At 45.7% G+C, this 26,228-nt stretch carries 21 protein-coding genes; 10 read left to right on the top strand and 11 right to left on the bottom strand.

The genetic code is table 11. From position 1 onward, the window contains the following. Positions 1-13 precede the first annotated feature (13 nt). On the top strand, positions 14-784 hold the full coding sequence (ubiG, locus tag RIB93_RS10910; RefSeq protein WP_446372804.1) for a bifunctional 2-polyprenyl-6-hydroxyphenol methylase/3-demethylubiquinol 3-O-methyltransferase UbiG: 771 nt from the start codon (positions 14-16) through the stop codon (positions 782-784). Between the two features lie 154 nt (positions 785-938). Here ubiG and RIB93_RS10905 read toward each other — a convergent pair whose 3' ends face one another. Continuing rightward, positions 939-1,769, bottom strand: a complete 831-nt coding sequence (locus tag RIB93_RS10905; protein ID WP_446372803.1) for a sulfurtransferase — start codon at positions 1,767-1,769, stop codon at positions 939-941. Here RIB93_RS10905 and RIB93_RS10900 point away from each other — a divergent pair. From RIB93_RS10900 to RIB93_RS10885, 4 genes are all read left to right on the top strand, one after another. Then, positions 1,752-2,021: a hypothetical protein gene (locus RIB93_RS10900; protein WP_446372802.1), complete on the top strand. Its 270-nt coding sequence runs from the start codon at positions 1,752-1,754 to the stop codon at positions 2,019-2,021. The two genes, RIB93_RS10905 and RIB93_RS10900, sit on opposite strands and share 18 nt — an antisense overlap. Positions 2,022-2,102: 81 nt before the next feature. Then, a complete protein-coding gene (locus RIB93_RS10895) occupies positions 2,103-4,121 on the top strand; it encodes an alpha-amylase family glycosyl hydrolase (protein WP_446372801.1) in 2,019 nt (672 codons plus the stop codon). A gap of 508 nt (positions 4,122-4,629) precedes the next feature. Next, positions 4,630-4,875 carry a hypothetical protein gene (locus tag RIB93_RS10890; RefSeq protein ID WP_446372800.1) on the top strand — a complete coding sequence of 82 codons (246 nt, stop codon included), beginning with the start codon at positions 4,630-4,632 and terminating at the stop codon, positions 4,873-4,875. Between the two features lie 583 nt (positions 4,876-5,458). Next, on the top strand, positions 5,459-9,601 hold the full coding sequence (locus tag RIB93_RS10885; RefSeq protein WP_446372799.1) for a transporter substrate-binding protein: 4,143 nt from the start codon (positions 5,459-5,461) through the stop codon (positions 9,599-9,601). A gap of 247 nt (positions 9,602-9,848) precedes the next feature. On the opposite strand, the gene chlG is transcribed toward RIB93_RS10885, so the two are convergent. The 10 genes from chlG to hetZ all read right to left on the bottom strand — a co-directional run bounded on the left by chlG (position 9,849) and on the right by hetZ (position 21,560). Next, positions 9,849-10,829: a chlorophyll synthase ChlG gene (gene chlG / locus RIB93_RS10880; RefSeq protein WP_446372798.1), complete on the bottom strand. Its 981-nt coding sequence runs from the start codon at positions 10,827-10,829 to the stop codon at positions 9,849-9,851. Between the two features lie 230 nt (positions 10,830-11,059). Continuing rightward, positions 11,060-12,160 carry a Get3/ArsA fold putative tail anchor-mediating ATPase NosAFP gene (locus tag RIB93_RS10875; RefSeq protein WP_446372797.1) on the bottom strand — a complete coding sequence of 367 codons (1,101 nt, stop codon included), beginning with the start codon at positions 12,158-12,160 and terminating at the stop codon, positions 11,060-11,062. Positions 12,161-12,192: 32 nt separating this feature from the next. Next, positions 12,193-12,387, bottom strand: coding sequence for a cytochrome b6f subunit PetP (gene petP, locus RIB93_RS10870; protein WP_446372796.1), 195 nt, complete (start codon positions 12,385-12,387; stop codon positions 12,193-12,195). Between the two features lie 220 nt (positions 12,388-12,607). Further along, on the bottom strand, positions 12,608-13,996 hold the full coding sequence (gene argH / locus RIB93_RS10865; RefSeq protein ID WP_446372795.1) for an argininosuccinate lyase: 1,389 nt from the start codon (positions 13,994-13,996) through the stop codon (positions 12,608-12,610). Between the two features lie 44 nt (positions 13,997-14,040). Continuing rightward, positions 14,041-14,280 carry a hypothetical protein gene (locus tag RIB93_RS10860; protein ID WP_446372794.1) on the bottom strand — a complete coding sequence of 80 codons (240 nt, stop codon included), beginning with the start codon at positions 14,278-14,280 and terminating at the stop codon, positions 14,041-14,043. Positions 14,281-14,303: 23 nt separating this feature from the next. Next, the gene (locus RIB93_RS10855; protein ID WP_446372829.1) at positions 14,304-15,761 is read right to left on the bottom strand and encodes a GAF domain-containing SpoIIE family protein phosphatase; all 1,458 of its coding nucleotides are present in this window, start codon (positions 15,759-15,761) and stop codon (positions 14,304-14,306) included. A 684-nt stretch (positions 15,762-16,445) separates the two neighbouring features. Next, positions 16,446-16,754 carry a P-II family nitrogen regulator gene (locus tag RIB93_RS10850; RefSeq protein ID WP_446372793.1) on the bottom strand — a complete coding sequence of 103 codons (309 nt, stop codon included), beginning with the start codon at positions 16,752-16,754 and terminating at the stop codon, positions 16,446-16,448. A gap of 88 nt (positions 16,755-16,842) precedes the next feature. Next, the gene (locus RIB93_RS10845; protein ID WP_446372792.1) at positions 16,843-19,158 is read right to left on the bottom strand and encodes a transglutaminase TgpA family protein; all 2,316 of its coding nucleotides are present in this window, start codon (positions 19,156-19,158) and stop codon (positions 16,843-16,845) included. A gap of 130 nt (positions 19,159-19,288) precedes the next feature. Then, positions 19,289-20,404 (bottom strand): hypothetical protein, encoded by a 1,116-nt coding sequence (locus RIB93_RS10840; protein ID WP_446372791.1) that lies wholly within the window; start codon positions 20,402-20,404, stop codon positions 19,289-19,291. After that, complete coding sequence (gene hetZ / locus RIB93_RS10835; RefSeq protein ID WP_446372790.1) at positions 20,397-21,560, bottom strand: heterocyst differentiation protein HetZ; 1,164 nt, start codon at positions 21,558-21,560, stop codon at positions 20,397-20,399. The genes RIB93_RS10840 and hetZ overlap by 8 nt, the downstream gene beginning before the upstream one ends. Before the next feature lie 108 nt (positions 21,561-21,668). Between hetZ and RIB93_RS10830 the strand changes: the two genes are divergently transcribed. The 5 genes from RIB93_RS10830 (at position 21,669) to RIB93_RS10810 (ending at position 25,753) form a co-directional block, all read left to right on the top strand. Further along, a complete protein-coding gene (locus tag RIB93_RS10830) occupies positions 21,669-22,154 on the top strand; it encodes a hypothetical protein (protein ID WP_446372789.1) in 486 nt (161 codons plus the stop codon). A 267-nt stretch (positions 22,155-22,421) separates the two neighbouring features. Beyond that, entirely contained in the window at positions 22,422-22,997 is a 576-nt protein-coding gene (locus tag RIB93_RS10825; protein ID WP_446372788.1) for an IS607 family transposase, read from the top strand. 31 nt (positions 22,998-23,028) lie between these two features. Next, complete coding sequence (locus tag RIB93_RS10820) at positions 23,029-23,802, top strand: transposase (protein ID WP_446372828.1); 774 nt, start codon at positions 23,029-23,031, stop codon at positions 23,800-23,802. Between the two features lie 58 nt (positions 23,803-23,860). Beyond that, entirely contained in the window at positions 23,861-25,147 is a 1,287-nt protein-coding gene (locus tag RIB93_RS10815) for a WD40 repeat domain-containing protein (protein ID WP_446372787.1), read from the top strand. 390 nt (positions 25,148-25,537) lie between these two features. After that, positions 25,538-25,753 (top strand): hypothetical protein, encoded by a 216-nt coding sequence (locus tag RIB93_RS10810; RefSeq protein WP_446372786.1) that lies wholly within the window; start codon positions 25,538-25,540, stop codon positions 25,751-25,753. Positions 25,754-26,228 lie beyond the last annotated feature (475 nt).

Here is a 26,228-nt window from a genome sequence, read left to right as displayed (position 1 = left end):
ATTTTGCCTTTAAATGATGAAAAATCAACCCCGAAAACGAAATGATTTAGAGTTTTATGATCGCATGGCTGAACGATGGTGGCAGCCGGATGAAAAAATCTATACCCTTTCTTATCTCAATTTACCTCGCTTTACCTTCTTTGATTCTTATATCAAAGACTGGCAAGGATTGAAGGTTTTAGATGTTGGCTGTGGCGGCGGGTATTCTTGTGAGTTTATGGCGGCAAAAGGGGCAATTGTCTCCGGAATTGACCGCTCTTCTCCATGCATCATCAGCGCTCAAAACCATGCAGCGAATCAGGGCTGGGAAATTGACTACAGAGTTGGGCAAGCCGAAACTTTACCTTGGCAAAATGATACCTTTGATGCTGTCATTTGTGTGGATGTCTTAGAACATGTTGTCGATTGGCAAAAGGCAGTGGCAGAAATTTATCGAGTTTTGCGACCGCAGGGATACTTCTTTTTTGATACCATTAACCGAACCGTCAAGTCAAAACTAATATTTATAGTAGTATTGGAAGAGATTTTACAAGAAATCCCCCGTGGTGTGCATGATTGGCACAAATTCATTCAACCACAAGAACTGCAAAACTGTTTAATTAAAGTTGGTTTTAGTGATATAGATATTAAAGGATTTGACTTGTTTGGGATTTCTTTATATCAAAATATTCGTGCCTATATTCACTATAAAAAGACTGGAGGATTTCAAGCTAAAATCAGTGATAACACATCCCTGATGTATATTGGCAAAGCAACGAAAGGGAAAGAGAAAAACGCAGAATGAAATCCGTAAAATTACTAAGGGCTTGCTGAATAACTTTTTGAGTAAGGGGAACTTCAGCTTAACAGGGAATAGAGAAGAGGAAAAATTGTTGTAGTGCGAGCGTCTCGCTCGCTACTGCGTCTGCGTCTCGCTCGCTACTGCGTCTTTTTACGTTTTACTTATTTAGAGGATGAGTTTTCGCCGGATAAGCTGACCATTCCCACATCGAACCGGCATAGTTTTTCACACAGGTATACCCTAACTCAGTTAGCACCGCAACAATAAAGGCAGAGCGCACACCCCCTGTACAATAGGTAGCAATGGGAGTCTCGCGATCGCATCCCCGTTGATGTAGCTGGGCAATAATTTCCTCTGGGGAAAGTAAGTACCCTTTTTTATCCATTAAATCCCGGAAGTGGAAATGCACAGCCCCAGGAATATGTCCACCCCGTTTTTCACAGTAGGGCGTAGCGCCAGCAAATTCTTCGGGTGAACGGCTATCCAGGACAAAATACGCTTGGGTTGTCAAATTGTCTTGCAGTTGATGGCGCTGAATCGTCCATAATGGTGTAGATTTGACCACAAAGTCTCCGGGTTCTGCACGAGTCAATCCCCAAACCGTGGGAACTCCCACAGACACCAACGCCGCCTGTCCACCATTGACGAAAGCCGCTTGCGGGTGTCCTAGAGTCCGCAACATCCACACCACTCGCCCCTCTTCGCCAAAGTTATTAGGGGGATTGCCAATCACGATAACAGGTTTACGGTTACAGATACCTAACCGCCGCAGTTTTTGTTCGAGTATCTTTGAGTCTTTGAGCAGTTTTCCGTTAGGGGGTAACAGTTGCTGCAAGAATTGCCACCATCCCAACCAAACTGCACCAGGAACATGACTGAAAAACCAGGACATCGGCTGGCGAACATCTAGCACAGTTGCGGCTTCTTGTTTGAGGAGTCTTTTGGCTTCGGCTGCATTGATGACCCAGCGATGTTGCAGTTGGTTCATGATTGGATTGCTTATGGGAAGATGCATAAGAGCGGGTTTTGTTTTTCCGTTATCGGTGAGGAGGGCGGGTTTTGTTTTTCCGTTATCGGTGAGGAGGGCGGGTTTTGTTTTTCCGTTATCGGTGAGGAGGGCGGGTTTTGTTTTTCCGTTATCGGTGAGGAGGGCGGGTTTTGTTTTTCCGTTATCGGTGAATATCTGAATGTAGTCCCTAAACCCGCCCCTACAGTGGCTAAAGGGAAACTCGACAATTGACTTTTTAAATCTCCAGAATAGAATGGTGGTCGGTTGTACGGATCAACCTACAGTAAGATTCCCACTCAGGAGACCTATACTATGCTCGTCGATCTATTGAGCCGCAAGCAGACTCATTTCGTCTTGTGGCGTCCGGGTATATCCCAAACACCCCCCAGCGTTTACATTGCTAAACCTATAGCCAAGGCTTCAGATCGATTTGAGAAAGTTGGGGAATACCCCCTCAGCCAATCTCCAGAGTTCCCGGAATTGTGGGAAGTCTCGGCTCAAGCCTGTGGTCTGACAGAAGGGCAAGTTTATCTGTACTGGTTTAAAATCCACAACACTGAACCCTATAACCCAGATAATATTAACAAAGTTCTCTATTGCACCGATCCAACCGCCACAACTGTAGACCGCCGGATAATCGCACCCATCCCTGACGAGGAAGGCGGTATTGCCAGTCATGATCCGGCTAGTGTTATTTTGTATCAGAATGGCACATTAATACCCTGTGATCCGGGGGGACAAACCGTTAACTGGGAAGGAGAACCCCCATTAGACACCCTACCCGCGAACAATCAACTGGTTATCTATGAACTACCAACCCGTTGGACTCAAGGGAAAACAGAGGACAATCGGGAGGTCGGAATCGGTACGTTTCAGGATGTGCTGTCTTTGTTGCAACCTCAAGCCACGTCTCCTAATTTTTGCCATGTTGAGGCGTTAACAGCAGAGAAAGCGCATCTGATGGAATTAGGGGTCAATGCCTTAGAATTATTGCCCCCAGCCGATAGCGATGACAAGCTGGAATGGGGATATGGTACGGCTAACTTTTTTGCGGCTGATTTTGATTTAGGATATCCAGAAGGTCAAGATGCGCCAACCGCATCCACGGATTTAGCCAATTTAATTAAAGTGTGTCACCAATTGGGGATACGTTTCTTTGTTGATATGGTGATGGCGTTTTCCCGGAATAATCCATATCAAAACATCAACTTTCTGGATTTTTACGTTCAATGGCGACCACCGGGCGATCCCCAACGTGATCCTGAACAAGCGGGTCGTGACGGCTTTGGCGGTGATTTATTTAAGTACAACTATTGGAACGAAGGGTATCATCCAATTCTGGGCAAAAAATCCTGGTTTGTGCCAGCCCGGGAATATATGAAAGCGTATATGGCTCATTGGCTGAACTACTATCGGGTGGATGGTTTGCGACTGGATAGCGTTAATAATGTAGGAAATTATGACTTTTTAGAAAAGTTCCGAGAGTTAGCCCGCACCCTTTGGGAAAAACGGGGCGGTTCAAGTAAGCATTTTTTAGTTGTGGGCGAAGAATTAAGTGTTCCTTTAGCCTTAGTTCATCAAAATCGCTTAGATGGACTGTGGAATGAAAAATTTAAGCAAATTATTCGACAAGTAATTTTAGGCAAGAATGCCTTTAATGACTCTAGCTTTGAATGGAGTGTTCGCAAACTGATTGATTGTCGTTTCCTTGGATTTACCGATAGCGCCCAAGCGGTGAATTATCTCACATCCCATGATGTGGGTGGCTTGGGAAATGAGCGATTCTATAACTACCTAATTAATAATGGAGTTTATGATACTGAACCTCGGATTAAGCTAGCATTTGTCTGTCTGTTAACCGCCGTTGGTATTCCGATGATTTTGGCAGGGGATGAATTTGGGGATCAGCAGGATCTCGATATTACTGATGAACATGCGGATCATAAACAAGTTGACCCAGTGAATTATAGTCGAGTCCAAGAAGATTGGCGACAACGCATATTTCAGTATGTGGCGCGGTTAGTTCGTTTCCGCACCTCATCTCAGGCGTTAGCGGTGAATGATAATGAGTTTATTCATGCCGATTTCCATGAAGATAAACGGGTTTTAGTCTGGCGGCGCGGCAAAAAAGCAGATGAATGCGTGATTGTCGTGGCGAATTTCTCAGACTATGGAACGCCTGTCGGTTCTGAATATAAAGTCCCGAATTGGTCGCCCACTCCAGACGGTAAGCAGTGGAAAGAAATTACCCAAGACCGCATTGTTCCTCCTGAATGGGTGGGCAGAGAACCGATTTTTCCCTGGGAAGCAAAAGTTTATGCTCTGGTTTAATTTTTTTTAATGGTAACATCAGCTACAACATTATCTATTGTTTAACCTTGTAGAGACGTTCCGGTGGAACGTCTCTTTCCTTTGCGGTGGTTGCTCCTATTTTTCTATAAACTGATATAATCTCAAACTATAGCCATTTTTGGTTGCATGGAATACACTCCCAGGCTCAGGATTTATCATTCATCGTTAATGGCAGCCTTACTAGGCAATAAACTCTGTATGTAGCATTTCCATAGTAAATGCGAAAACCTGACCCCTGCCAAACCCTGACTTTTCACGGGAAGTCTTAAAACCTGAGTCGGGGCGGGTTTAGTTAAATCCGGTTGCAACCGAAAAGATAGTGGTGAAACCCGCCCCTACACAATTCACACTCACGTTGCACCACATACCGTGAAACGTTAGCTCCCAAACCTTTCTATTAGCCAGGACAGGGGTAGCGTTAACCACTTATTTTTCTTTGCCAAAAAAGTATCCTGAACAACTTTATTTCGCCACTCATTCACAACTAATGAATACTCCAGCAGAAAAAGACTTAATCAACCGCTTCAAGTTAGAGTTTGATTCTCATACATATCGCCGCATCGAAGCCAAAGAACCCCAATGTTTTACGTTAACGGGTGTCGCGGCGGGAATTATGGCATTGCTGCATGGCGAAGGTACGGTTGAGGAACGGGTAGGAACTTATGCTTCGGAAGAAAGCCACTGTATTTGTTGTCAAGAAACATCTTGTAAATTTCAGGTTGAATTACTTTGAACTATTGTTTTAATGACTACGTTTATTAATTTGAAAAACCACTATTTAATAACTAACGTTTTAAACAGGAGCTAATATCATGAAGGATTGTCCTTTATATGCCGTTTATACAGGAGGGATGCTCATCTTAGATGACTCCCTAAAAATATTTTGAGAAAGCGAAAACTAGCAAACGCAAGTCTTACCAAGAGATTCAGCATTTATCATATTATCTACGTTATTTAAAAGTGGAGTGGGAGTAAGTCGGTAGAATAAAAGTTAACGGCTGAGAACTCGCTGCCATTGAGAAGCAAGCTACGATATTTGTTTATGTAAGGGTTTGAGCTTTATTTACATAACTTAATATAGTTGGGTTTATTTCCATCAACCTACTGAGTGAAGATGAACTCAATATACCTGAATTGACCTGAATTGACCTGAATTAGAACTAAAAATACTCAAACCATAAACCTCAGTTTTAATGAAATAAGTGATTTGAACTAAAGTATAATATTACTACTCCTGGTTGCCACTCAATTGCCTTGAAAAGGACTAGCTATAGATTCCTCATACACTCTGTATAAAATAACCGTAGGCTTTAATCATGTTGCCTTTAAACCAACCATCCTCTGCATCTGGAGTGCGAGTTGGTATCTTGCATTCCCAAACTGGCACAATGGCTCTGAGTGAGAGACCATTAATTGATGCAGCACTGATGGCGATCGCACAAATCAATCAAGCTGGAGGCGTGTTGGGTCAAACCATTGAGCCGCTTGTGGTTGACGGTGCGTCTGATCCAGCTGAATTTGCCCGCCAAGCCCAACAACTGATTCAATTTGAGGGCGTAACCACCGTTTTTGGCTGTTGGACTTCGGCTACCCGCAAAGCGGTTAAACCCGTAGTTGAGACGTTAAATGCTCTCCTCTGGTATCCTTTACAGTACGAGGGGTTAGAACAGTCTCCTAACATCTTTTATACAGGCGCTTGTCCGAATCAACAAGTGGAACCCGCCGTCAGTTGGTTACTATCTCACAAAGGAAAACGATTCTATCTGCTGGGTTCCGATTATGTGTTTCCCCGTACTTTAAATAAGATTATCACCTGCCAACTCAAGCAACAGGGTGGGGAAGTTGTTGGGGAAGACTATGTGGATTTGGCGGAGAAGGATTTTAGTGGCGCGATCGCACGCATTCAACAAACCCAGCCGGATGTTGTTTTCAATACCCTTAATGGACAAAGCAATCAATTTTTCTATCGTCAATACCGAGATGCTGGGATCACTGCTGATGACATTCCAATTCTGGCAGTAAGTGTGGCAGAAGTGGAACTGCAAACGATGGAGGATGCGGCGGTTGGACATTATGCCAGTTGGAGTTATTTCCAGAGTTTAAATACGCCGGAAAATAATCGGTTTATGCAGGAATTTCAGGCGCGATATGGCACAAATCGAGTTACGTCTGATCCAATTGAAGCAGCTTATAGTCAAGTTTTTCTGTGGAAATTAGCCGTCGAATCTGCCCAATCCTTTGCCGTCGATCAGGTGCGGTTAGCCGCATACAATCAAAGTTTTGCCGCACCGGGGGGATTGATTCAAATTCAACCCAATCATCATCTGGGTAAACATTCCTATATTGGACAAGTTTTACCCGGTGGACAATTTCAGGTGATCCACAGGAGTCAAACACCGATTAAACCGCTTCCTTGGTTAGGAGTTGAAGAACTTAACTTTAATCAATCAGACTTGGTGATTGAAATGTTATCTCAAGTCAGCCAAGGGATTCAAGAAACCTGGCTGTCGGAGCAAAAATCCCGCCAACTTGAAGCCTTGACGCAAAAATTACAGCAAGTCGAACAAGCCTTACGGGAAAGTGCGATCGCGCTGCGGAATCATAACCGAGTCTTAACCCAATTAGCCAAAAGTCCCGCTATTCATCAAGGGGATTTAAACGCCGCTTTCGCTGAAATTACTCAAGCGGGTGTACAAAGTCTGGGCGTTGAACGCACGGGGATTTGGTTATTTGACAAAACCGGGACTAAACTCCAATGTCTCGATCTCTTTGACAAGAATCAAAACCACCATAGTCAAGGAATTGAACTTGCTGTAGCGGACTATCCGACCTATTTTAATGCCTTACAAGAGGATCAAGTTATTGCCGCCGATTATGCCCAAACTGACCCCAGAACTCAAGAATTGGCAGCATCTTATTTAATTCCCTGTAACATCACCTCGGTTCTAGATGTACCAATTCAAATCCGAGGCGAAATCGCCGGAATCGTCTGTTTAGGACAAGTGGGAATGATTCGCCTCTGGACACCAGAAGACCAGAATTTCGCCCGATCACTGGCTGATTTAGTGTCTTTGGCAATGGAAGCGCGAGAACGCAAACAAACGGAGTTTGATTTAGCGGAAAGCCAACGCAGTCTGGCAACGTTAATGAGTAATATACCCGGTATTGCTTACCGTTGTCTGAATGACTCAGACTGGACGATGCTTTTTATCAGTGAAGGCTGCTATGATCTCACGGGTTATCCGGTTGAAGCATTCACCCAGGAAAAAATACTCACCTACAATCAACTAATTCATCCTGATGACCAAAACGCTGTATTTGATCAGGTGCAAGCGGCTATAGATAATCACCGTTCTTACCAAATCACTTATCGAATTATCACCGCAACTGGCGAATTAAAGTGGGTTTGGGAACAAGGTCAGGGGATTTTTTACCCCGATGGTAGAGTATTTTATCTAGAAGGTTTAATTACGGATATTACCGCACAAAAACAAACTGAAGCGGCGTTACGTAAAAGTGAAGACCGTTGGCAATTAGTGCTAAATAGTACTCAGGATGGCATCTTTGAGTGGAATATCGCCACTGGAAAAGTATTTTCTTCCCCTCACTTGGGAGGGATGCTAGGTTACACCGCTCCAACCGTACTGGAAAGCTTTGATCGTTGGCGTAATCTCGTCCATCCAGAAGATATTGATCAAGTTTTAGCCACATTGCAAGACCATTTAACCCAAAAAACTCCCCCCTACAAGTTTGAGTACAGGATGCGCTGCAAAGATGGTAGTTATAAATGGATTTTGGCACGGGGACAAGTGCAATGGAATGAAAACGGACAGCCTGTGCGGGTTGTCGGTTCTCAGCAGGATATCAGCGATCGCAAACAAGCGGAAGAAGAGGTAAAACTCTTATTAAACCTCTCTCAGGCAATTAATGCAGCGCCCGATTTTGATACAGCTTTAGAGGTAGCATTGCAGCAGTTATGTGAAATCACGGGTTGGATTTATGGCGAAGCTTGGATTCCCTCCACCGATGAGTCAATTTTAATATCTAGCCGCCGTTGGCATTGTCAACGCCAAGGACTTGAGCCGAATTTGTCTGTAGCCATTGAAGGTTTCCGAGAGTATAGTAAATTACTCACGTTTTATCCAGGAGAAGAGATTCCGGGACAGGTTTGGTTAACTCAAAAGTCTCAATGGATCAGCGATTTGAGTCAGATCGATGATGTTCTGATGCGATTGGAATCAGCCACAGCCTGTGGTTTTAAAGTGGGCTTTGGCGTACCAATTATTGCCAATGTTAAGCCAGAGCAACCGACACGCCAAGGCAACAGTTGTTTATTGAGTTCTCCCTCTTCTGTATTAGCAATCCTGGTGTTTTTTACCCAGTCTAACGGTTCGGAGGACAAACGGTTAAGTGATTTGGTGAATGGGGTGGCGGCTCAATTGGGAACGGTGCTGCAACAGAAGAAAGTGCAAGCCGAAATGAAAGCGCTATTTGCCGCCATGACTGATATGGTTACAGTGAGAGATGTTTCGGGACGCTGTCTAAATATGATTCCTACCAAGATGTCAAATGTTTACAAATTACCGGAGGCGATGATCGGCAGAAAACTCGATGAGGATTTGCCACGTCCCCAAGCGGATCTGATTCTCCAGGCGATTCTCCAGGCAATATCAACCCAGGAAACGGTTTCGATTGAATATTCCCTGCCGATTGATGGCAAGGAGATTTGGTTGGCGGAAACGATTTCTCCCTTGTCTACAGAAACGGCTATTTTAGTGGCACGAGATATTAGCGATCGCAAGCAAGCAGAAGCAGAGCTTTATTTAGAGAAACAAAAGTCAGAACAGTTATTATTGAATATTCTACCTCAGCCGATTGTTGATCAGCTTAGAAATAATCCTGATGTTATTGCTGAACAGTTTAACGATGTGACCATTTTGTTTGCGGATTTAGTGGGATTTACTCCCCTAGCGGCACGGTTAAAACCGATTGAGTTAGTTAAGTTACTCAATCAGATTTTTTCCCGGTTTGATCAGTTGGTCGATCAATTAGGATTAGAGAAGATAAAAACTATTGGTGATGCCTATATGGTGGCGGCTGGTTTACCGATTCCCCGAGCCGATCATGCCGAGGCGATCGCGCAAATGGCACTGGCAATGCAAGCGGCGATGAAACGCTTTCAAGTTGAACTGGGTGAGGATATTAAAATCCGCATTGGGATTAATACAGGCGTTGTAGTGGCTGGGGTGATTGGAACGAAGAAGTTTATCTATGATTTGTGGGGAGATGCGGTGAATATTGCCTCACGCATGGAATCCTCTGGTGAAGCGGGACAGATTCAAGTGACTGAAGCAACATATCAGCAACTTAAGTATAACTATCAGTTGGAAAAACGAGGAGCAATTAATGTTAGGGGGAGAGGCGAAATGGTGACATATTGGCTTCTGGGTAATCAATAATTGTCTAGCTAAACTCTAAAATTATGGCATATACAGTATTAGTAACGAGTAAGATGCAAAGCCTGCGGCATGGCTTCGCTAAACGCACTACAAGGATTGCGCCCTTATTGACATTACGGTTTAAATGCCGAACAGCTTAACCCGGATTTGGTATAACACGGTGTAGTACAGGAACGATGAAACAGTGCTTTTCTACTCTTGGAAATGGTATATCATATCGAGTCTGAAAACGCTGTAAATGAATAATCTAAATCCCCGCATGACCTAACGCTAAACCTGCAACCAGCATCCCCAGAACCAAAAACGGTTGAGCGCTGGCTTGATATTTCACATCATTTTCCAGGGGCGATCGCAGAAAATACATATCCTGAAATGTAATCTGAGGCACAATTAACAGCAACAGTATCGCTGCATAGAGATTTTGATGAATGCTAATCAAATACCCCGCAATCCCGGCTTGAAAGATATCAATCATCAGCACACAAATCCAAGCCGCTGTCCCCACGCCAAACATCACCGGAATAGACTTCAGCCCCAATTGGCGATCGCCTTCCACACTCTTAAAGTCATTCACCACAGCAATTCCTAAACCTGCCAGACTATAAATCAGGGTGAGAATCACAATCGTCCAATTCAGATTACCAAATAAAGCATGACCCGCCCACCAGGGAAGGGCAATATAACTAGAACCCAGGGCGTAGTTTCCCAGCCAACCATTCTTTTTTAGCTTCAATGGCGGTGCCGAATAGATATAGGCGATAAACGCCCCAAAAAGTGTTAAACAGGTTAACGTGGGAAACTCATGACCTGCCCATTGATCCAACCCATACGCCACACCGATACCCGCCAGCAACAGCACGACAATCTGAGTCACCACTTGGGACACCGAAATTGCCCCAGAGGGAATTGGGCGGTAGGGTTCATTAATCGCATCCAGTTCGCGATCATAAAAGTCATTCATGGTTTGGGTATACCCCGCCATCAACGGACCCGACAGTAACATACACGTCACCGCTCTCAGGATATCTTCCGGCGTCCAGGTATATCCACCGCCCGATGCGGCACCACAGACAACCCCCCAGATCAAGGGAATCCAGGTAATCGGTTTCATTAACTGGAGACGAATTTTCCAAATAGATTTTTCACCGGGGGCGGCACCTTTCATGCCTAGAAGTTGCCGAGTTTTACCCGTTTTATCGGTTTGTTCGGTTGAGGGAGAGTTAGACATTTTAGTATTAAGTGTTGAGTGTTGAATTTTAAATTTGTAGGGGCGGGTTTAGGGATTTCCTGATTGGTATTGATGATAACCTTTGTACAAAACCCGCCCTAACCGATACGTAGAGGCAGGTTTAACTATTATCCTTTGAAATGGTGCGTTACGCTCCTTTGAAATGGTGCGTTACGCTCCGCTAACGCACCCTACACCCACCCCGACATAAGACATAAGACATAAGACAATCAGAACGAAATGATTAAACGCTGATCTTGGAACTTTGCCCCTTTCACCGCTTGACCACTCAATTGGGGCGGAAGCCAAATATTACGCCGCTGATCCCCGGCTTCAATTGTCACCTCTGGACCATATTGGGTGAGTTTCACCTGCTTTTTGTCAAAGCCCGGTAAAAATAAACTGACTTGACGATTCGCCACATCTATGCTAATAGATTTAGGCGATTGCATCGCTTGTTTAAAATCAGGTAGGGCATCCATCAACGGTTGCCAATCAGCCACCTGAGATAACTGGGGCAATGCGCTAACCGTTAACGGGGCAAATTCAGCCGCTAAGGTGTCCGTTGCCGGAATTTGGTTCAACAGAACCCCTCCCACCGTCAGATTAACCTGCTGGGCGCTACCCCAGAAATATTTGGCAGTCGCCAGTGCAGCCGTGTCTCCCGTTGTCACCAAATACGCCGCCACCCGATTCGGATCAGCCACAGCGGTTTTACCCTGTTCCAGCATTTGGTTAGTTTGCTGAGTTGGTTTGTTGGCAAAATCGTCGGGTGTCCAGGTCACATTAAGAATGGCACTGGTAACGGGTTGGATAAACGGGGAAATCGCCTTACCCAGATCCGACTCGGTAAAAATTTGGCGAAAGCGGCGAAAATACCAACTGAGAATTTCTGGCATCCCCAGCATCCTCAATGTGGTTTGATCGCCGCTGCCATCGTAGATAATCACATCATACTCACCACTGGCGTCATATTCGCGAATCGCATTCAGGGCTAAAGCACTATCCATCCCTGGTAAAATGCCCAATTCTTGACCATAGACATTTTTCAACGTTGGCGATCGCAAATACTCCGCCTCTAGCTTTTTCACCTCATCCCAACTCCGTTCCAGGAGGAGGGTAGACTGAAGCTGAACCGCTTTCAGATTCGGTTCCACCTCCGTCGGATCAGCCCTAGGGAATGTTCCCAATAAAAGTCCAAACGCCGGGGTGGGATCTTGCCCGACTAAAAGGACACGCTGACCAAGATTTGCGAACTTTTTAGCCGCCGCGATCGCAATGGTGGTGCGACCGGTGCCGCCTTTGCCTAAAAAGGTGAGAATAAAAGCCATAATTTTGCTGGACGCTGCTGGGGAAGTCGTCACTAACTGACGGGTTTGAGTTCATCTTCAAAAAACCAGGTTGCCGTGTTGTCGTCAAACTCGACGATCGCACCGACACCGCTGCCATCTGTCATTTTAAAGTCTTTGACGATGCCAACTTTCCCTAGTTTATTCACGATATCGCCCGATACCCGGTCTCTGAGACGACAGACTTGAACTTTTTGACCAATCTCCATTATTGCTGCTAGTACTTTTAATAGGATGAACCATTCCAAAGTGTAGCCGAATCTGAGACGTTGGGTTAGATCTGGTGCTGACTTTTCGCGGAAGGTTCGTTCGTAGTCGGCACGAAGAGTGCCAGACAGCGCTAAAGCGCTTACTACATACTACTAACTTGCCATCCGCTCCTGGGTTCGTAGTCGGCACGAAGAGTGCCATCTAGCGCTAAAGCGCTTACTACAAACCTACCATTCGCTCCTGAGCCTCCACCAAGGCGCGTCGGACTTGCTCAAATCCTGTCCCCCCATAACTATTGCGGGCAGAAACCACCTGAGTCGGTGCGATCGCGTCGTAAATATCCTCCTCAAAGGCAGGATGGATTTCTTTCCACTCTGGCACCGTTAAGTCTTTCAGCAGTTTACCCGCCCCTAGACAAGTTCTCACCACTTTACCCACCAAGTTATAGGCTTCTCGGAAGGGAACCCCTTTACTTGCCAAATAATCCGCCACATCGGTAGCATTGGAGAAATCTTCCGCCACAGCTGAGGCGAGACGCCCAGGACAAAACTCTAGCCCCTCCCGTAACAAAATTGTCATGGCTTCCAGACATCCTTTAACCGTTTTCACACTGTCAAATAGCGCCTCTTTATCCTCCTGCAAATCCTTGTTATACGCCAACGGTAATCCCTTCATTAGTACCAGCATGGCTTGTAAATGCCCAAACACCCGCCCCGTTTTACCCCGTACCAATTCCGGCACATCCGGGTTCTTCTTTTGCGGCATAATACTCGAACCCGTCGAGCAATTGTCCTTGAGGGTAACAAAGCCAAATTCCTGAGATGCCCAGAGAATAATTTCTTCCGACAGTCGGCTCAAGTGAACCATAATCAGACTCGCCGCCGTCAAAAACTCAATGGCAAAGTCGCGATCGCTCACACCATCTAAACTGTTGCGATAAACATCACCAAAATCTAGCAGTGAGGCGCTGTAGTGCCGATCAATCGGGAATGTCGTCCCCGCTAGCGCCCCACACCCTAAAGGAGAAATATTCACCCGCTGGTAAATTTCCCCCAATCGTTGCCAATCTCGCTGCACCATTTCCCAATACGCCAGCAAATGATGGGCTAAACTCAACGGCTGGGCGCGTTGGAGATGGGTGTAGCCAGGGATTAAGGTTTCGACATGGGATTCAGCCAGAGTCAGCAAAACCCCTTGCATATCTCGCAACTGAGTCCGAATTTGGCTAATTTGATCCCGCAAATAGAGTCGCGTATCTGTACCCACTTGGTCATTTCGCGATCGCGCCGTATGTAGCTTTTTCCCCACATCGCCAACCAGTTCCGTGAGGCGTCGTTCCACGGCAAAATGAACGTCCTCAGCGTCAATACCGGGATTAAATTTTCCCTGGCGGTATTCTGAACGAATTTGTTCTAACCCGTTCACCAGTTGCTCCGCTTCAGCGGCTGAAATAATGCCAGTGTGTGCCAGCATCTTCCCATGAGCCACCGAACCCGTCAGATCATACTCAATCAGCTCGATATCGAACCCAATACTGGCATTGAACTGTGCGATCGCCGGATGTAGTGCCGATTCAAATCGCTGACTCCACGTTGTTTGTTCCGTCACAATACCGATTCACCAATGACAAAGGACAAATGACAAAGGACAAATCACCCAAACGAACTCATCCCCCGAAAAATATAACCGATAACTAAACCAATCAAAAATGCCCAGACTTGACCCGATTCAATGAAATTATTGAACGCCTGTTGAATTTGACCCAAAATATCCGGCTCTTCAAATTGCTGGGCTAACACCAGTCCATCGGTTAGCCATGGACTCACCAGGTCAATCAGGGAATGAAAACCAGTGACAACAGACATTAGAGCTTGTACTTCCACAACAGCCATGGCGATGATTGCCTTTAAATAGGTTACTCGGAAGATTTTACCTGCAACACGACCAAGGTCATATCATCTCCGTTACGGTTTTTCCCGCCCATAAACTCTCCCACCCGCTCAAATAGATAATCTAGGATGGGTTGAGAGCCTTGGCGATGTTCGCACGCCCACCGAAAGGCTTCAATCAGATTTTCCTCATCAAAACGATCACCGTGTTGATTGGCGACATCAGTAAATCCATCCGTGTAATAGATAATCGTGTCTCCTACATCGAGTTGGATTTGATCATCTTCATACGGAGAATCTGCCTCTAAGCCAATCAACATCCCATCCGTATCAAGACGTTCAATGGAATGGGTGGATGCTTTCCATAAGAAAGGGGGGTTATGAGCCGCATTGCTATAGGACAACGTGCGGGTTTGAGGATTGTACTCCGAATAAAACAGGGTGACAAATCGATTGGAATTTTCTAAGTCAGCATACATCACCCGATTTAGATGTTCCAGGATGCGGGCTGGGGAGTGACGGTTTAGCACTTCTGCTCGCAACATACCCCGCGTCATGGTCATAATCAAGCCGGCTGGTACACCTTTACCCATGACATCACCAATGACAACGCTCCAAGGAACAGAGGCTTTGTGCTGATCAAGGGCTTGATTATCACCCGGCTGGGTTGGGCGAAGCTGATCGTAGTTGGTGGGAATAAAATCATAGTAGTCTCCACCGACTCGACTTGCCGTCTGACACCGAGCCGCCAGTTCAATTCCTTTAATCGAGGGACATTGACGGGGGAGGAGGCGTAATTGGATTTCTGCGCCAATTTCTAACTCTCGATCTAAGCGTTCTTTTTTGCGAAGTTCTACAGTCAGTTCATCATTCGCGATCGCGACGGCTGTTTGATCGGCTACTAAACGCACTAACTTCTGTCGAGTTGGCGTCCAGCTATAATTCAGGTCATCAGTAAACACATACAAACGCCCGCGTTCGACATTTTTAATTAAAATGGGTGTGCCAAATAACTGAATATCTGTGTCTAAATAGCGATCGACCTGATCGTCAAACGATGACCAAATTGCGTCCAACTGTTCTGGACTCATTACCGATTTTCCATCCTCATTGCCTTGAGTCGTGATCGTCTGAGTTGCCCGTTCAAGTGCTGGACGCAAGGTTTGACACTCTTGATTATCTTGGCAATGCATCTGTTCTAGCCGGAGTTGACCATTTGGTTTTAACAAAACCAATGCGCCTCCCTCCGTATCGGTTACCCTTGCTGACATCAAGGGAATTAATTCTAAAAATTGATTCAAATTGTTGAAGCTGCGTAAGGCAAATCCCAGCGAACTTAACAAATCTTGGATTTTGTGTTGTTCTCGGTGTAGGCAAGCCACAAGTTCTTTCAGGGCGGAAACGGGTGTTCTGTCAGAAGCAGCGATATAGGGTGTGCCATTCGTTGAATTAGGGGGTTGGCTGGGGAAGGGGCGTGCTGTCATTACATCAGGGTTGGGGAGCATCACTTTTTACTAAAGATATAGTCCAATCGGAGGTAGTCTCTACACTTATGGTCTTCAAGTAGCTATTGAAACACTTTTGACCATCCATGCTTCCATAAGTAAGTTGAAGTAAGTTGCAAACGTCCGGACAGCCTTCTTGCAGGCATGAATAGGACAATATAAAAAGCGTGGGAAAATCCCGATGACATCCTATCTTAGCGCTGTTGGTCTTTGGCGCTGTACTGAAGTCTGTTCCGGTTATTGTATAAGTATTTCACTGATTTTAGGTGTCAATCATAGCGCCAATTGAGTATTCTGCCAACGTCCATCTGGAGGATGAGTTAAACTCTGTCTTGTTTTTAGTCTTCAATCAAGCCTCCAAAATCACGATTAGCTCTTTAGGAATCCCCCATTTTTTCTATCGATTGGAAAATAAAAGGTACATTTACCCTTTTCTTCGACCAGGATAATAGAGCAACCGCTGATATCGGACAAAACCCATAAGAATTTAGTAGAGACGTTGCATGCAACGTCTCTACCAATGATCTGTCCTCACCGCTATAGCGGTTGCTATATTACAGCTAGGTGAAATTTGGGCTATTCAATCTGTGCTAACCTTTATGGCGACCGCTATATATTGAATCCATGTACTGCCCAAGCGGATAAAGAGAAAGCTCTTTTGGCTTAATTATTCAACACTTCTACATCATGACGGAAGGCAATTAAGGCATGACTATTCTCCATTTCGGTTAAGGCTTGGAAGATCTCGTCAGAGACTTCTGCGGAGACAACGCTTTTCATCTCAATATTGGTGTTATACCCAACAATATCTCCCATGCGTCTGCCATGACCCCCTTCACCGAGGACATCGTTGATGGTAAATCCCGTTACCCCTTTGCTTTTGAGCAGTTTGATTAAACGCTCTTTGAGTACAGATTCACTGATAATCGTAATTAAGACAGCGGGTTTGATGGGAATGGCTTCAGTAGACATAAGAAACTCCTAAAATGTTTGTTTAGGGAAAGATGACAGGCAAAGAATAACTCAATTCCTGTACCAATTCGAGATTTTCCCGAAAAGTTCACCGTCTCAGACTTCTGTTTGGCAAGCGGGCAGTCGTTTTAATCCACTCCCGCAGTCGCTGTCGCAGCTCATCGATATTCGGCGTTTGTTTACCATAACGCCAGCGTACATAAGCTTGAGAAATGTCATCAATCACGGTAGCTGATTCAGAGGATTGCTGCTGACGCATGACCCTAGCATATTCTAACGGCGTCTGGGCGGGGTGCTTAATATATCCTCTAGCCTTCAAAACCTTTAACATTTGCTGGTAAAGCCGTTCCATGGGTGGTAATTTCCCTAACCAGCGACGGTAACGCCAGGTTTGCCACTGTACCCAGCTTAACCAACCGACGAACCCCAGTGCGATCGCGAAAATTAATCCGCCAAACAATCCCATCCAACCACTGGAGAATATCGCCCACAGTCGCACGATTAGCCGCAGCAGCGAACCAATAATTAGATTCCACAATTCTCCGATAAAATTGCTTACGGGTGTGGGTAGCCATCCAGCAACCCACTGCCAAAACTGACGCAGCACGCTAAAGGTTTCTGTATCTTCTACACTTTGGGGAACTATTTCATGTCCAGGAATGGGGTCAAAGGCAAACCAGCCATAGTTGGGGAAATAAACTTCCGTCATGGCGTAAGCATCGGTATTTTTGACCACATATAAGCCAGTGAAAGGATTAAATTGACCGGTACCAAATCCCACAACTAACCGCGCTGGAATCCCAATTGAACGCAGCATGATAGTTAAGGCTGTGGAAAAGTGATCCGGATAACCGCCTTCATGTTTAAACAGAAACGCTTCGACTAAATCCTCATCGTCTTGTAAATAGGGAAGTTCAAAGGGATTATCGGGAATACGATACCGTTGCTTTACGGCTTGAGCCAAATACAGGGCTTTTTCGTAGGATGAGGTGAGGGGTTGGGGGGAGGTGGCTAAGAGTTGTTCGGTTTTTTCACGAATCTTATCCGCGATGTCTGGCGGAACATCAAGATAGTATTTTTGGATGTTGTCTGGGTATGTTTCCGGGGCTTGTTGGAGTCGGGTGCGATCGCGCACGGGTACTTCGGATATTACCGTATAGGTTAATCCTTCCAGTAACGCTAGAGGCGATCGCAAACTGCCTTCTGTGTCAATAGCTACTTCCCGCGTGGGAAAATAGAGTCGCTTGGGATAACTTAGTGCCGGAATAATATTCGGCAGTTCCGATACAGCGGTATAACTTTGAATCACCGTTTTAGTCCGACCCAAATTAAAGCTAGTGGGATAGAGTTGGAATCGATAAGACCAAGTCGGGCGAGTCACCTCCACCACCTGATCTTCGCGAGACAACTCCCATCCTTGACCCGTATACTGGTCATAAGCCTGTACTCGCCAAAATCCAGGGGCTTGGGAACGCACCCGCAAGACGACTTTTGGCTTTAAAGCACCTCGGAGATTCTGGTTAATTTGGTTGCCAAAGCCATAGTAAAACGTTTCATCCATTTCACCCGCACCCTGACTAGGAGAGGTTCCCTCACCACCAGAACCATCCCCTTCACCCTGATATCCGGGATTATTCACGCCCCGATTGTTCCCCTCAAACGAGCGCTCATCCAAATCCATCGGCGCACTCACCGGAAAGGTTTGCAGTTGATAACCGGGAAATCGAGGCATTAGGGCAAAAATCCCTAACCCCAGGGCGATAACTACTAACAAAAAAATACTTAACCGTCGTAGTGACAGCGGCGAAGAACGTTTAGCTTTTTTCCTAGACGTTTTCCGTTTTGGTGATAAACCGATGCGGGATTGGTAATCGAGGATGAGTGTGGGTAACGCGATCGCTAAAAATATCAACAATAGCGGGGCAAACGCTAAGGTTTGGCTCAGGGTTCCTGCTACCCCCAGCAAAATCAGCCCGATTACCATGGAATAGCCTAAATCCTTGCGCCGGGGCAAGTCAAAGCTGTGGAGGACTTGTACTTGAATCAATAATTCTGCGAGAACGAGGCGGGTATCATTGAGGCTGGCTAATAAATTATTAAAGAATACCCCCATAGCGATTAGCATCCCAATCGCCAAAAAAAACTTAACCGCAATGTTGCGATGGCGGCGACGATACCAACTCCAGGTTGCTCCTCCAATAGAGAGCGGTACAGCCCAGACACTCATCTGGGTTTCAGCAGCAATATCGGTGGCGATAATTCCGACAATCACTAATCCCTGGACTAAGACTCGTAATCCTATCGAGTCTTCGGTTTGAGGCAGTGGCATTGTGCCAAGACGCTGCCACACCTGATTTAGACCAGGTAGACGCCGGATTCGCTGCATCCCTGAAGGGTTCGACATAACAATTGACTCTCTTGTGCGCGAGATGGCTGTTAGATTAAATTCACGGGTTCAATCTATTGTATCTAAGTCCACAGTCGGGAGTGAGAGAAGCTCCCCAGTCTAACAGCTAGCACTTAACCCTTACCCCTTACATCGTTGGGTAAATCGCAAAAACCAAGGGGTTTTGGTCTGAGTCTTGGAACCGAATTTCCAGGGGATAGGTTTGATTCGGCGGCAAATCAAAGGCTTCAACACTCACATAGCCGGGATAGGTGCGCTCTGATACGGCTGAACCTTCAGGTGTACGCAAGGTCAAACTGCCACTTTCAGGCAGATTGCTGATCACCCGCAGGGTAGGAACACCTTCTTGGATCTGGTACTCTGCCTGGACGGTGATCACGCCGACAGCGGTTTGCCATTGACGTTCAACCGGATGCTGGCTGGGTGAAATGGATACAGTCAACGTGCTAATAATCTCTTTAGCCGCTAACAATGCCAGAATCATTTGTTGCTCTGGAGTTGCCTCGTCATAGGATGGGGATGGAAGTTCCTTGAGCAACAGTTGCAGTTGTTCAGGGTCACGACCCGATCCCGAAGACAACAGTACCATTTGCGCTTGATTATTCAGCAACTGGAATTGGGCGGGGAATAAGTTTTCCACAGCCTTGACCATTTTTCGCCCCAATTGATAGGGGGAATAGACGGACTCCGAACAAGCGTTAAATAGGGTGACTAAAACGTTTTCCGGGATGGGGACAGGTAGCGGTAGGTTCAAGAGTTGGGGTGTCCATACCTGAACCGATGGAACCCCAGTCGAGGCTACGCTGTCTGAGATATCAGGTTCGTATTCATGAATATTCGTCTCCCAGGGGAATAAGGGGGGATGACGCTCAATTTCTACTTGCAGTTTGCGCTTAATTAGCGCCTCAAAACGATTTTGCACGATCGGCATATCTCCCAAGTTGTAGGGGCGGGTTGTACCGCCCGGTTCAATGTCCTCACGAGTAGGAATGTCTTCTGAACTCACTCGCGTGTGGTCATTAGCGGTTTCGCCAGTTATAGTGGGTGCAATGTTCACGTCTTCAACATCCAGTGGATCTAACTCATCAAATTGAAAATTTGCTGCTTCTAGCTCATCGATAGGGTCTAACCCGTCGGGTTGCCCATGGACTGATGGTGTAGCAGCAGGAACGGACTCTTGTAGCAGCCAAGCCATTAAGCGGCTGTATAGGGTGTCCGAGTTATTGTTTATGTCACTATTCATCTTCAGATGCACCTGATCCGGATACTGAACGATTGCGAATATCCCAGGCAATTTCGAGCAATTTAAACCATCGCTTGTCAACCTGAGTCACTGTACAACCTAGGGCTTGGGCTATTTCTTGGGTGGAATGACCCTGCTGCTTGTGGTGCAGCAATTCCCGCTGTTGGGGATCAATTTTATTCTGAAATAGCTGCCACTGGTGGGGGGTTAACCCCAGATTTTTCTCTAAATCGGCTTCTAGCCATTGATGAACCAGTTCCCAACGGTGAGAAAGGGCAAACCGAATTAAATGATACTTAAATCGTTGCTGTAAGTAATCCCTCTGACGGGGGGTTAATCCTAATATCTCCTCAATTTCGCTCGTCGGCAAGTCTTGTAGGCGCAGGGTGAAGTAGTCGGCACAATCGTGTTGTTGCCGTTCTTCGAGATAGGCGAACAATTCCTCAACCACCTTATCCCGCAGGTTCGCTTCCAGGGGTTCAGGTTCAGACGCCACCATCACCTCTCGCACCTGCTGAATCGCGGCATCGTTCCAGGTATTTTCTGAATCGGGAGTACCCCCTTCGGCGGCGGTATCCATGTCTACCGAGGTTTCTGGGGGTTGCTGTTGAGAAAAGGTTTGCGCCCGCAAGATTAGCAGTTGTTGGGATCGCCGTCCGGGTAACGGAATACGGCGCTTGGCATACCGTTCGGTAAACGCCATGTACTCCGACAACTCCAACAGCGATCGCGGACGATAATTTTCTTCAATAGACGTCTCACGCCGAAAGGCATTTAAGGATTCGACATAAAATCCCTGTAAGAAATCTTCAATCAGAATAACGCGGGCTTGATAGCTCGCGGGGGTTTTAGACGGGGTAATATAGCGGTAGACGATCGCACTCAACGTACTCTGAAGGTCGATTCGTCCTCGATGAGATCCAAGGCGGTAATATTTTAAGACTTGTTTGAGGCGATGGTTGGCTAGGGTCTTTGCCCAGCTTTCAACATCTCCAGACGTCTTAATTCGATGGCTTTCATTACAAATTCGAGTGACTTCATTTGCTAAACGCGCTGCTACATCCCGGCAGTTCTGCTCGGATGCAGTCGTAGACTGCCGAAGTTGGTTAAATAGCAGTTGAAAAATAGCCTCCACGCCCTGGCAGACTTCCCTCATGATGTTCATTCTTTCACAAAGACCCTAACACACATAATCAACAACCGTTTTAATCTGGGTTTAGACTCATACATAGCAGTAAGAGGTACTCGAAAAGAGGATCGCTCTATGGATTTAACCCAACAAATTCAAGCCCTGATTGACAATGCCCCGGCTGACGGGACGACGCCAAAAATAGTTGAGGCGATTGCCCCTGTCCTAACCACGCTTGCCAGTCAGTTACACCACTCGGACTATCATATTCTCCAAACCCTAGATCAAGGTTGGGTGGTAACGACCCTGAGTAATCGTGCCCAGCCTGAGGTCGAAAAAAATGTTGTCTATGCTTTTCCTACACTCAAAGACGCGGCTGATTTTCAGTCCAATTGGGACCCTCAAATCATGGCGATGCCCGTGCCAGTCACTCACATTTTGTTCCAGATGTTAGCCCTTGACACGGTAAATAGCACCGTTTTCTTTGATACACCTGGTAATTTAACAGCCGGAACCGAGGTGCGTCGAGAGGATCTGCAACGCTTGGTTCAAACTCAGCTCCAGCATACTCAATCAGCACCTCGGTCATATCCTAGCAACCTCCCCCCAGACATTGCTTAATTTAAACTAACCTACAGCCGCTAAAATGCTAGAGACTTGAGGGGAGAGCGATCGACTCGTTCGCCAATTCGGTGCTGCAGGTTTCTCTAACCTTAACCTTTTGGTCAGCTTTGCCCCTGTTATTTCTCCTGAAAACCCTGGCTTTTCTATCTATTGTAAGCGGTTATAGTCGTTATCCAGTGTCAACGCCTGTAATTTATATCACAGAGGATAACAACAGATAGAGGATATGGTACTATATGCTCATGTAAGCTTATTCTTGCTCACATGGGCTACATTCCTTTAAGAGAAGCCGTTAAGCGACTGGGATTACACAAAAACACGTTAAGGAAGTACGCGGATAATGGCATCATTCCCTCTATACGCAATCCTGCAGGACAACGTATGTTTGACGTTGAAGCCTATTTGGGAGCAAGTGCTGGAAGTGCCACTATTTGTTATTGTCGAGTATCGAGTCCCAAGCAGCGAGATGATCTCGCCCGACAAGTCGCCTATATGCAGTCTCTCTACCCACGAGCCGAAATCGTTAAAGATATTGGAAGTGGACTCAACTTCAAAAGGAAAGGATTGCGTTCCCTACTGGACAGACTTCTTAAAGGGGATAAGCTCACAATTGTTGTTGCCTGCAAAGACAGACTGTGCCGATTTGGATTCGAGCTTATACAGTATCTGGTCGAGCAAAACGGTGGCAACATCGTGGTTCTCGACCAGACTGTATACTGTCCTCAATCAGAGCTTACCCAAGATTTACTCTCCATTATCCATGTCTTCTCTTGTCGGATGCATGGACTCCGAAAGTACAGCAAGAAAATCAAAGAAGATACGGATTTACTTGAGTCCTGACCAGAGGAATTTGGTGAACAGATGGATGGGAGTGTCAAGGTTTGTATTCAACAAGACTGTTGAATACTTACAACAACCCGACACCAAGCCGAACTGGAAAGCTATCAAGAAAGGCAGACTAGATGCTTTACCGGAGTGGTGCAAAGAAGTCCCTTATCAAATTAAGTCAATAGCGATTAAGGACGCTTGTACAGCCGTAAGAGAATCCCATAAAAAGTACAAGCTCACGGGAAAAATTCAGAAAGTCAAATTCCGTTCCCGTAAAAATAAAATTCAGTCTTGTTACATCCCCAAATCAGCCGTAACTGAACAAGGGATATATTACACAATATTGGGCAAAATACGCTACACAGAACAGTTGCCCGACAATATTGGGGATTGCCGATTGGTGTTCCATCACGGTCAACACTACATCTGCGTTCCCCATGATGTGCCACGACAAGCGTCCGAGAACCAAGGGCGGGTCGTGGCACTAGACCCTGGTGTTCGGTCGTTCCTAACTCTGTTTACTGAAGATAGCTTTGGTTGGATAGGGACAGGAGATATCGGACGCATTCAACGACTCTGTTATTACCTAGATGATGTAATTTCCCGACTGACTAGAGCCAAAGCCAAACAACGTCGAAGACTAAAAAAGGCGGCTGACCGATTAAGATTGAGAATTCGCCATTTAATTGACGAGATGCATCACAAGGTAGCTCGGTTTTTAGTCGATAACTTGGTGGTGATGGATTTCGGATGGACAGGGACATCAATGGCGCTCGTGGGATTTTCCTGCGGGCTTTGGGAGATATCCCCTCTCTAAGAGCTTGTCTTTTCGAGTGCATTGTTAGCAAATGTTAGCAAAAATATATCGGATAACCATGTCTGAATGTCCTGTTTGTCAAACCCAATATATCCCAGGTAATGTGCATCGTTGCTCTGTCTGTGGGTGGGATTTGACCCCCTATTCACCTGCTTTGGCGCAGTCTGTACCCTCAGAAGTTTGGCAGCAGCAGTCCGTTCAATTAGATTGGGCGAGACAGATGTGGGCGAAATGGTCATTTTCCCAAGAGGTTTGGCAAACCCTTTCTCCCCTGAAAGAACAGTTAGCCCAGATTCAACAGCAGCTTCAGCAGGCACAACAGGAACGGCAGGATTTACGGGAGCAACTCCAACAACTGCTGCCGCAACTGGATCAGCCCTTACCCACACTAAACACCGAAAGTCATCAAGAGTCACCACCATTACCTCCCCTAGAAGTCGCCGTTTTAAATTATGAATCAATTGAACATCAATTCACGCTTAATGATTTTTCTGACTCGGTATTATCGGTTGCCATTAGTCCAGACGGCGAAACCTTAGTTAGCGGCGGTTATGACAATATGATTAAAGTGTGGAATCTCCAAACTAGGGAGATCATTCACACACTTGCCGGACATGCCGACTCCGTTGTTTCTGTTGCCATTAGTCCAGATGGTAAAACTTTCGTCAGTGGCAGTGCTGATAATACTCTGAAAATGTGGAACTTAAACACTGGCACAGAAATAATGACGGCTGATGAACATTTGGACTCAGTGTTATCGGTCGCGATTAGCCCCAATCGTAGAACCGTAGCCAGTGCCAGTTCTGACGGTACGATTAAGCTGTGGGATTTGATCACAGGCTATGAGATCCGCACCTTATTTGGTCATACAGACGCCGTATTGTCAGTGGCGATTAGTCCAGATGGACAGAATCTAGTCAGTGGCAGTTCTGATGATACGATTAAAGTTTGGAATCTGAAAACTGGGAAAGAAATCCGCACCTTAACTGGGCATACAAATTCAGTTTTGTCGGTGGCAATTAATCCCGATGGAAAAACAGTCGTCAGTGGGGGATATGACGATACGATTAAAGTGTGGAATCTGAAAACCGGGGAAGAAATCCGCACAATTACAGGTCATGAAGATTCCGTCTTATCGGTTGCTGTCAGTCCAGGGGGACAAATGTTAGTTAGTGGCAGTTCGGATAATACCGTTAAGGTTTGGCATCTGAAAACAGGTGAAGAAATCCACACATTAAGCGGTCACTCTAGCTCGGTTATTTCCGTGGCGTTGAGCCGAGATGGTAAAACAATCGCCAGTTGCAGTTCTGATAAAACGATCAAGGTTTGGCACGTTTTGAGCTGATGTCTTATGTCTTATGTCTTATGTCTTATGTCATTGGTAAGGGGCTAACTTTACCTAACGTAATATCGTTCAGTTTATTCTCACCATGACTGGATAAGCGTTTTAGTCCATTTTAATGGACTTAAGCTATTAGCCCGGAGTTTGAACTCCGGGCGGATGTCGGGATTGACTGAAAAATCTAAAATTCTCTACAAAATTGATTTAGAAAATCTTATAATTGTCAGAATACTCTAACAACTATCTCATTATAACAAGCTGACTTGTATCACTGTTCAATAAGACTTGAATCACATTTAAAGTTGAACGATATCACAGACGTTTCTGTCTAGCATCACGGTATTCCTTGACCAGATTATTTATACTAGGTAATGTCGAGTTCTGACTTGTCCTATGCAAGTCCCCGTTAGACTTTTACCCGGCGCGATCGCCGATTTATTTGCCCAAGTTAGTATGTGTAGGAAAATTACTCTGGCAGACCGATATGGACTCATGGCAGCTTTATTGGAGGATAGTCTTACCGAAGAAGAAAGAAATTCCATCGATAGGTTACTCCATGCAATCTGTCGTGGACGTATGCAGATCGTCAATGAACTTTCAAAAATTTAGTGATAGTCCTTACTCTCACTTAATTGTCTAACTAAGATACATATCTTAGAAAATTTTAAATGGTTCCCCTCACCTGTGGAGACGTTTCTTAATATTAAGGAACGTCTCTTAATTTAGGGCTTGCTGCACAAAGCCAAAACCGCAAAGCCCATCAATACTTTGAGCTTTATTGACAGAGGGTTAGATTCAAGGAAATCGGGTAGTATTCTTTAAATGTATGGCATCACCTTGCTCAGGAAAAATGTACCCTTGCTCCCCCAGCTTCCCCAGCTTCCCCAGCTTCCCCCGCTCCCCCTCACCACAACACTTATTCAGCCGCCCCTAATTTATAGGTTCCTGTTGCCAGTCAACCCGGATTTAGTCTTATAGTTACCCTTATTTTTTTTGTGATCTATCTCACTCGATCAAACGAATTTCAATCACAAAGTTATAGCGTTTTGGTTACACTAAAATCCGAACGTAGTCACGTTACTAA

It is taken from the genome of Coleofasciculus sp. D1-CHI-01, from assembly GCF_040218875.1.
GTDB lineage: Bacteria > Cyanobacteriota > Cyanobacteriia > Cyanobacteriales > Coleofasciculaceae > Coleofasciculus.
Note: the sequence above shows the minus strand (reverse complement) of the source record. Positions and strands in the feature narration are given on the sequence as shown.

Bases quoted from the DNA above. Each gene is read 5' to 3' on its own strand.
- ubiG (WP_446372804.1), top strand. From the start codon at position 14: ATGATGAAAAATCAACCCCGAAAACGAAATGATTTAGAGTTTTATGAT.
- RIB93_RS10900 (WP_446372802.1), top strand. From the start codon at position 1,752: ATGTTGCAGTTGGTTCATGATTGGATTGCTTATGGGAAGATGCATAAG.
- RIB93_RS10905 (WP_446372803.1), bottom strand. From the start codon at position 1,769: ATGAACCAACTGCAACATCGCTGGGTCATCAATGCAGCCGAAGCCAAA.
- RIB93_RS10895 (WP_446372801.1), top strand. From the start codon at position 2,103: ATGCTCGTCGATCTATTGAGCCGCAAGCAGACTCATTTCGTCTTGTGG.
- RIB93_RS10890 (WP_446372800.1), top strand. From the start codon at position 4,630: ATGAATACTCCAGCAGAAAAAGACTTAATCAACCGCTTCAAGTTAGAG.
- RIB93_RS10885 (WP_446372799.1), top strand. From the start codon at position 5,459: ATGTTGCCTTTAAACCAACCATCCTCTGCATCTGGAGTGCGAGTTGGT.
- chlG (WP_446372798.1), bottom strand. From the start codon at position 10,829: ATGTCTAACTCTCCCTCAACCGAACAAACCGATAAAACGGGTAAAACT.
- RIB93_RS10875 (WP_446372797.1), bottom strand. From the start codon at position 12,160: ATGGCTTTTATTCTCACCTTTTTAGGCAAAGGCGGCACCGGTCGCACC.
- petP (WP_446372796.1), bottom strand. From the start codon at position 12,387: ATGGAGATTGGTCAAAAAGTTCAAGTCTGTCGTCTCAGAGACCGGGTA.
- RIB93_RS10860 (WP_446372794.1), bottom strand. From the start codon at position 14,280: ATGGCTGTTGTGGAAGTACAAGCTCTAATGTCTGTTGTCACTGGTTTT.
- RIB93_RS10855 (WP_446372829.1), bottom strand. From the start codon at position 15,761: ATGACAGCACGCCCCTTCCCCAGCCAACCCCCTAATTCAACGAATGGC.
- RIB93_RS10850 (WP_446372793.1), bottom strand. From the start codon at position 16,754: ATGTCTACTGAAGCCATTCCCATCAAACCCGCTGTCTTAATTACGATT.
- RIB93_RS10845 (WP_446372792.1), bottom strand. From the start codon at position 19,158: ATGTCGAACCCTTCAGGGATGCAGCGAATCCGGCGTCTACCTGGTCTA.
- RIB93_RS10840 (WP_446372791.1), bottom strand. From the start codon at position 20,404: ATGAATAGTGACATAAACAATAACTCGGACACCCTATACAGCCGCTTA.
- hetZ (WP_446372790.1), bottom strand. From the start codon at position 21,560: ATGAGGGAAGTCTGCCAGGGCGTGGAGGCTATTTTTCAACTGCTATTT.
- RIB93_RS10830 (WP_446372789.1), top strand. From the start codon at position 21,669: ATGGATTTAACCCAACAAATTCAAGCCCTGATTGACAATGCCCCGGCT.
- RIB93_RS10825 (WP_446372788.1), top strand. From the start codon at position 22,422: ATGGGCTACATTCCTTTAAGAGAAGCCGTTAAGCGACTGGGATTACAC.
- RIB93_RS10815 (WP_446372787.1), top strand. From the start codon at position 23,861: ATGTCTGAATGTCCTGTTTGTCAAACCCAATATATCCCAGGTAATGTG.
- RIB93_RS10810 (WP_446372786.1), top strand. From the start codon at position 25,538: ATGCAAGTCCCCGTTAGACTTTTACCCGGCGCGATCGCCGATTTATTT.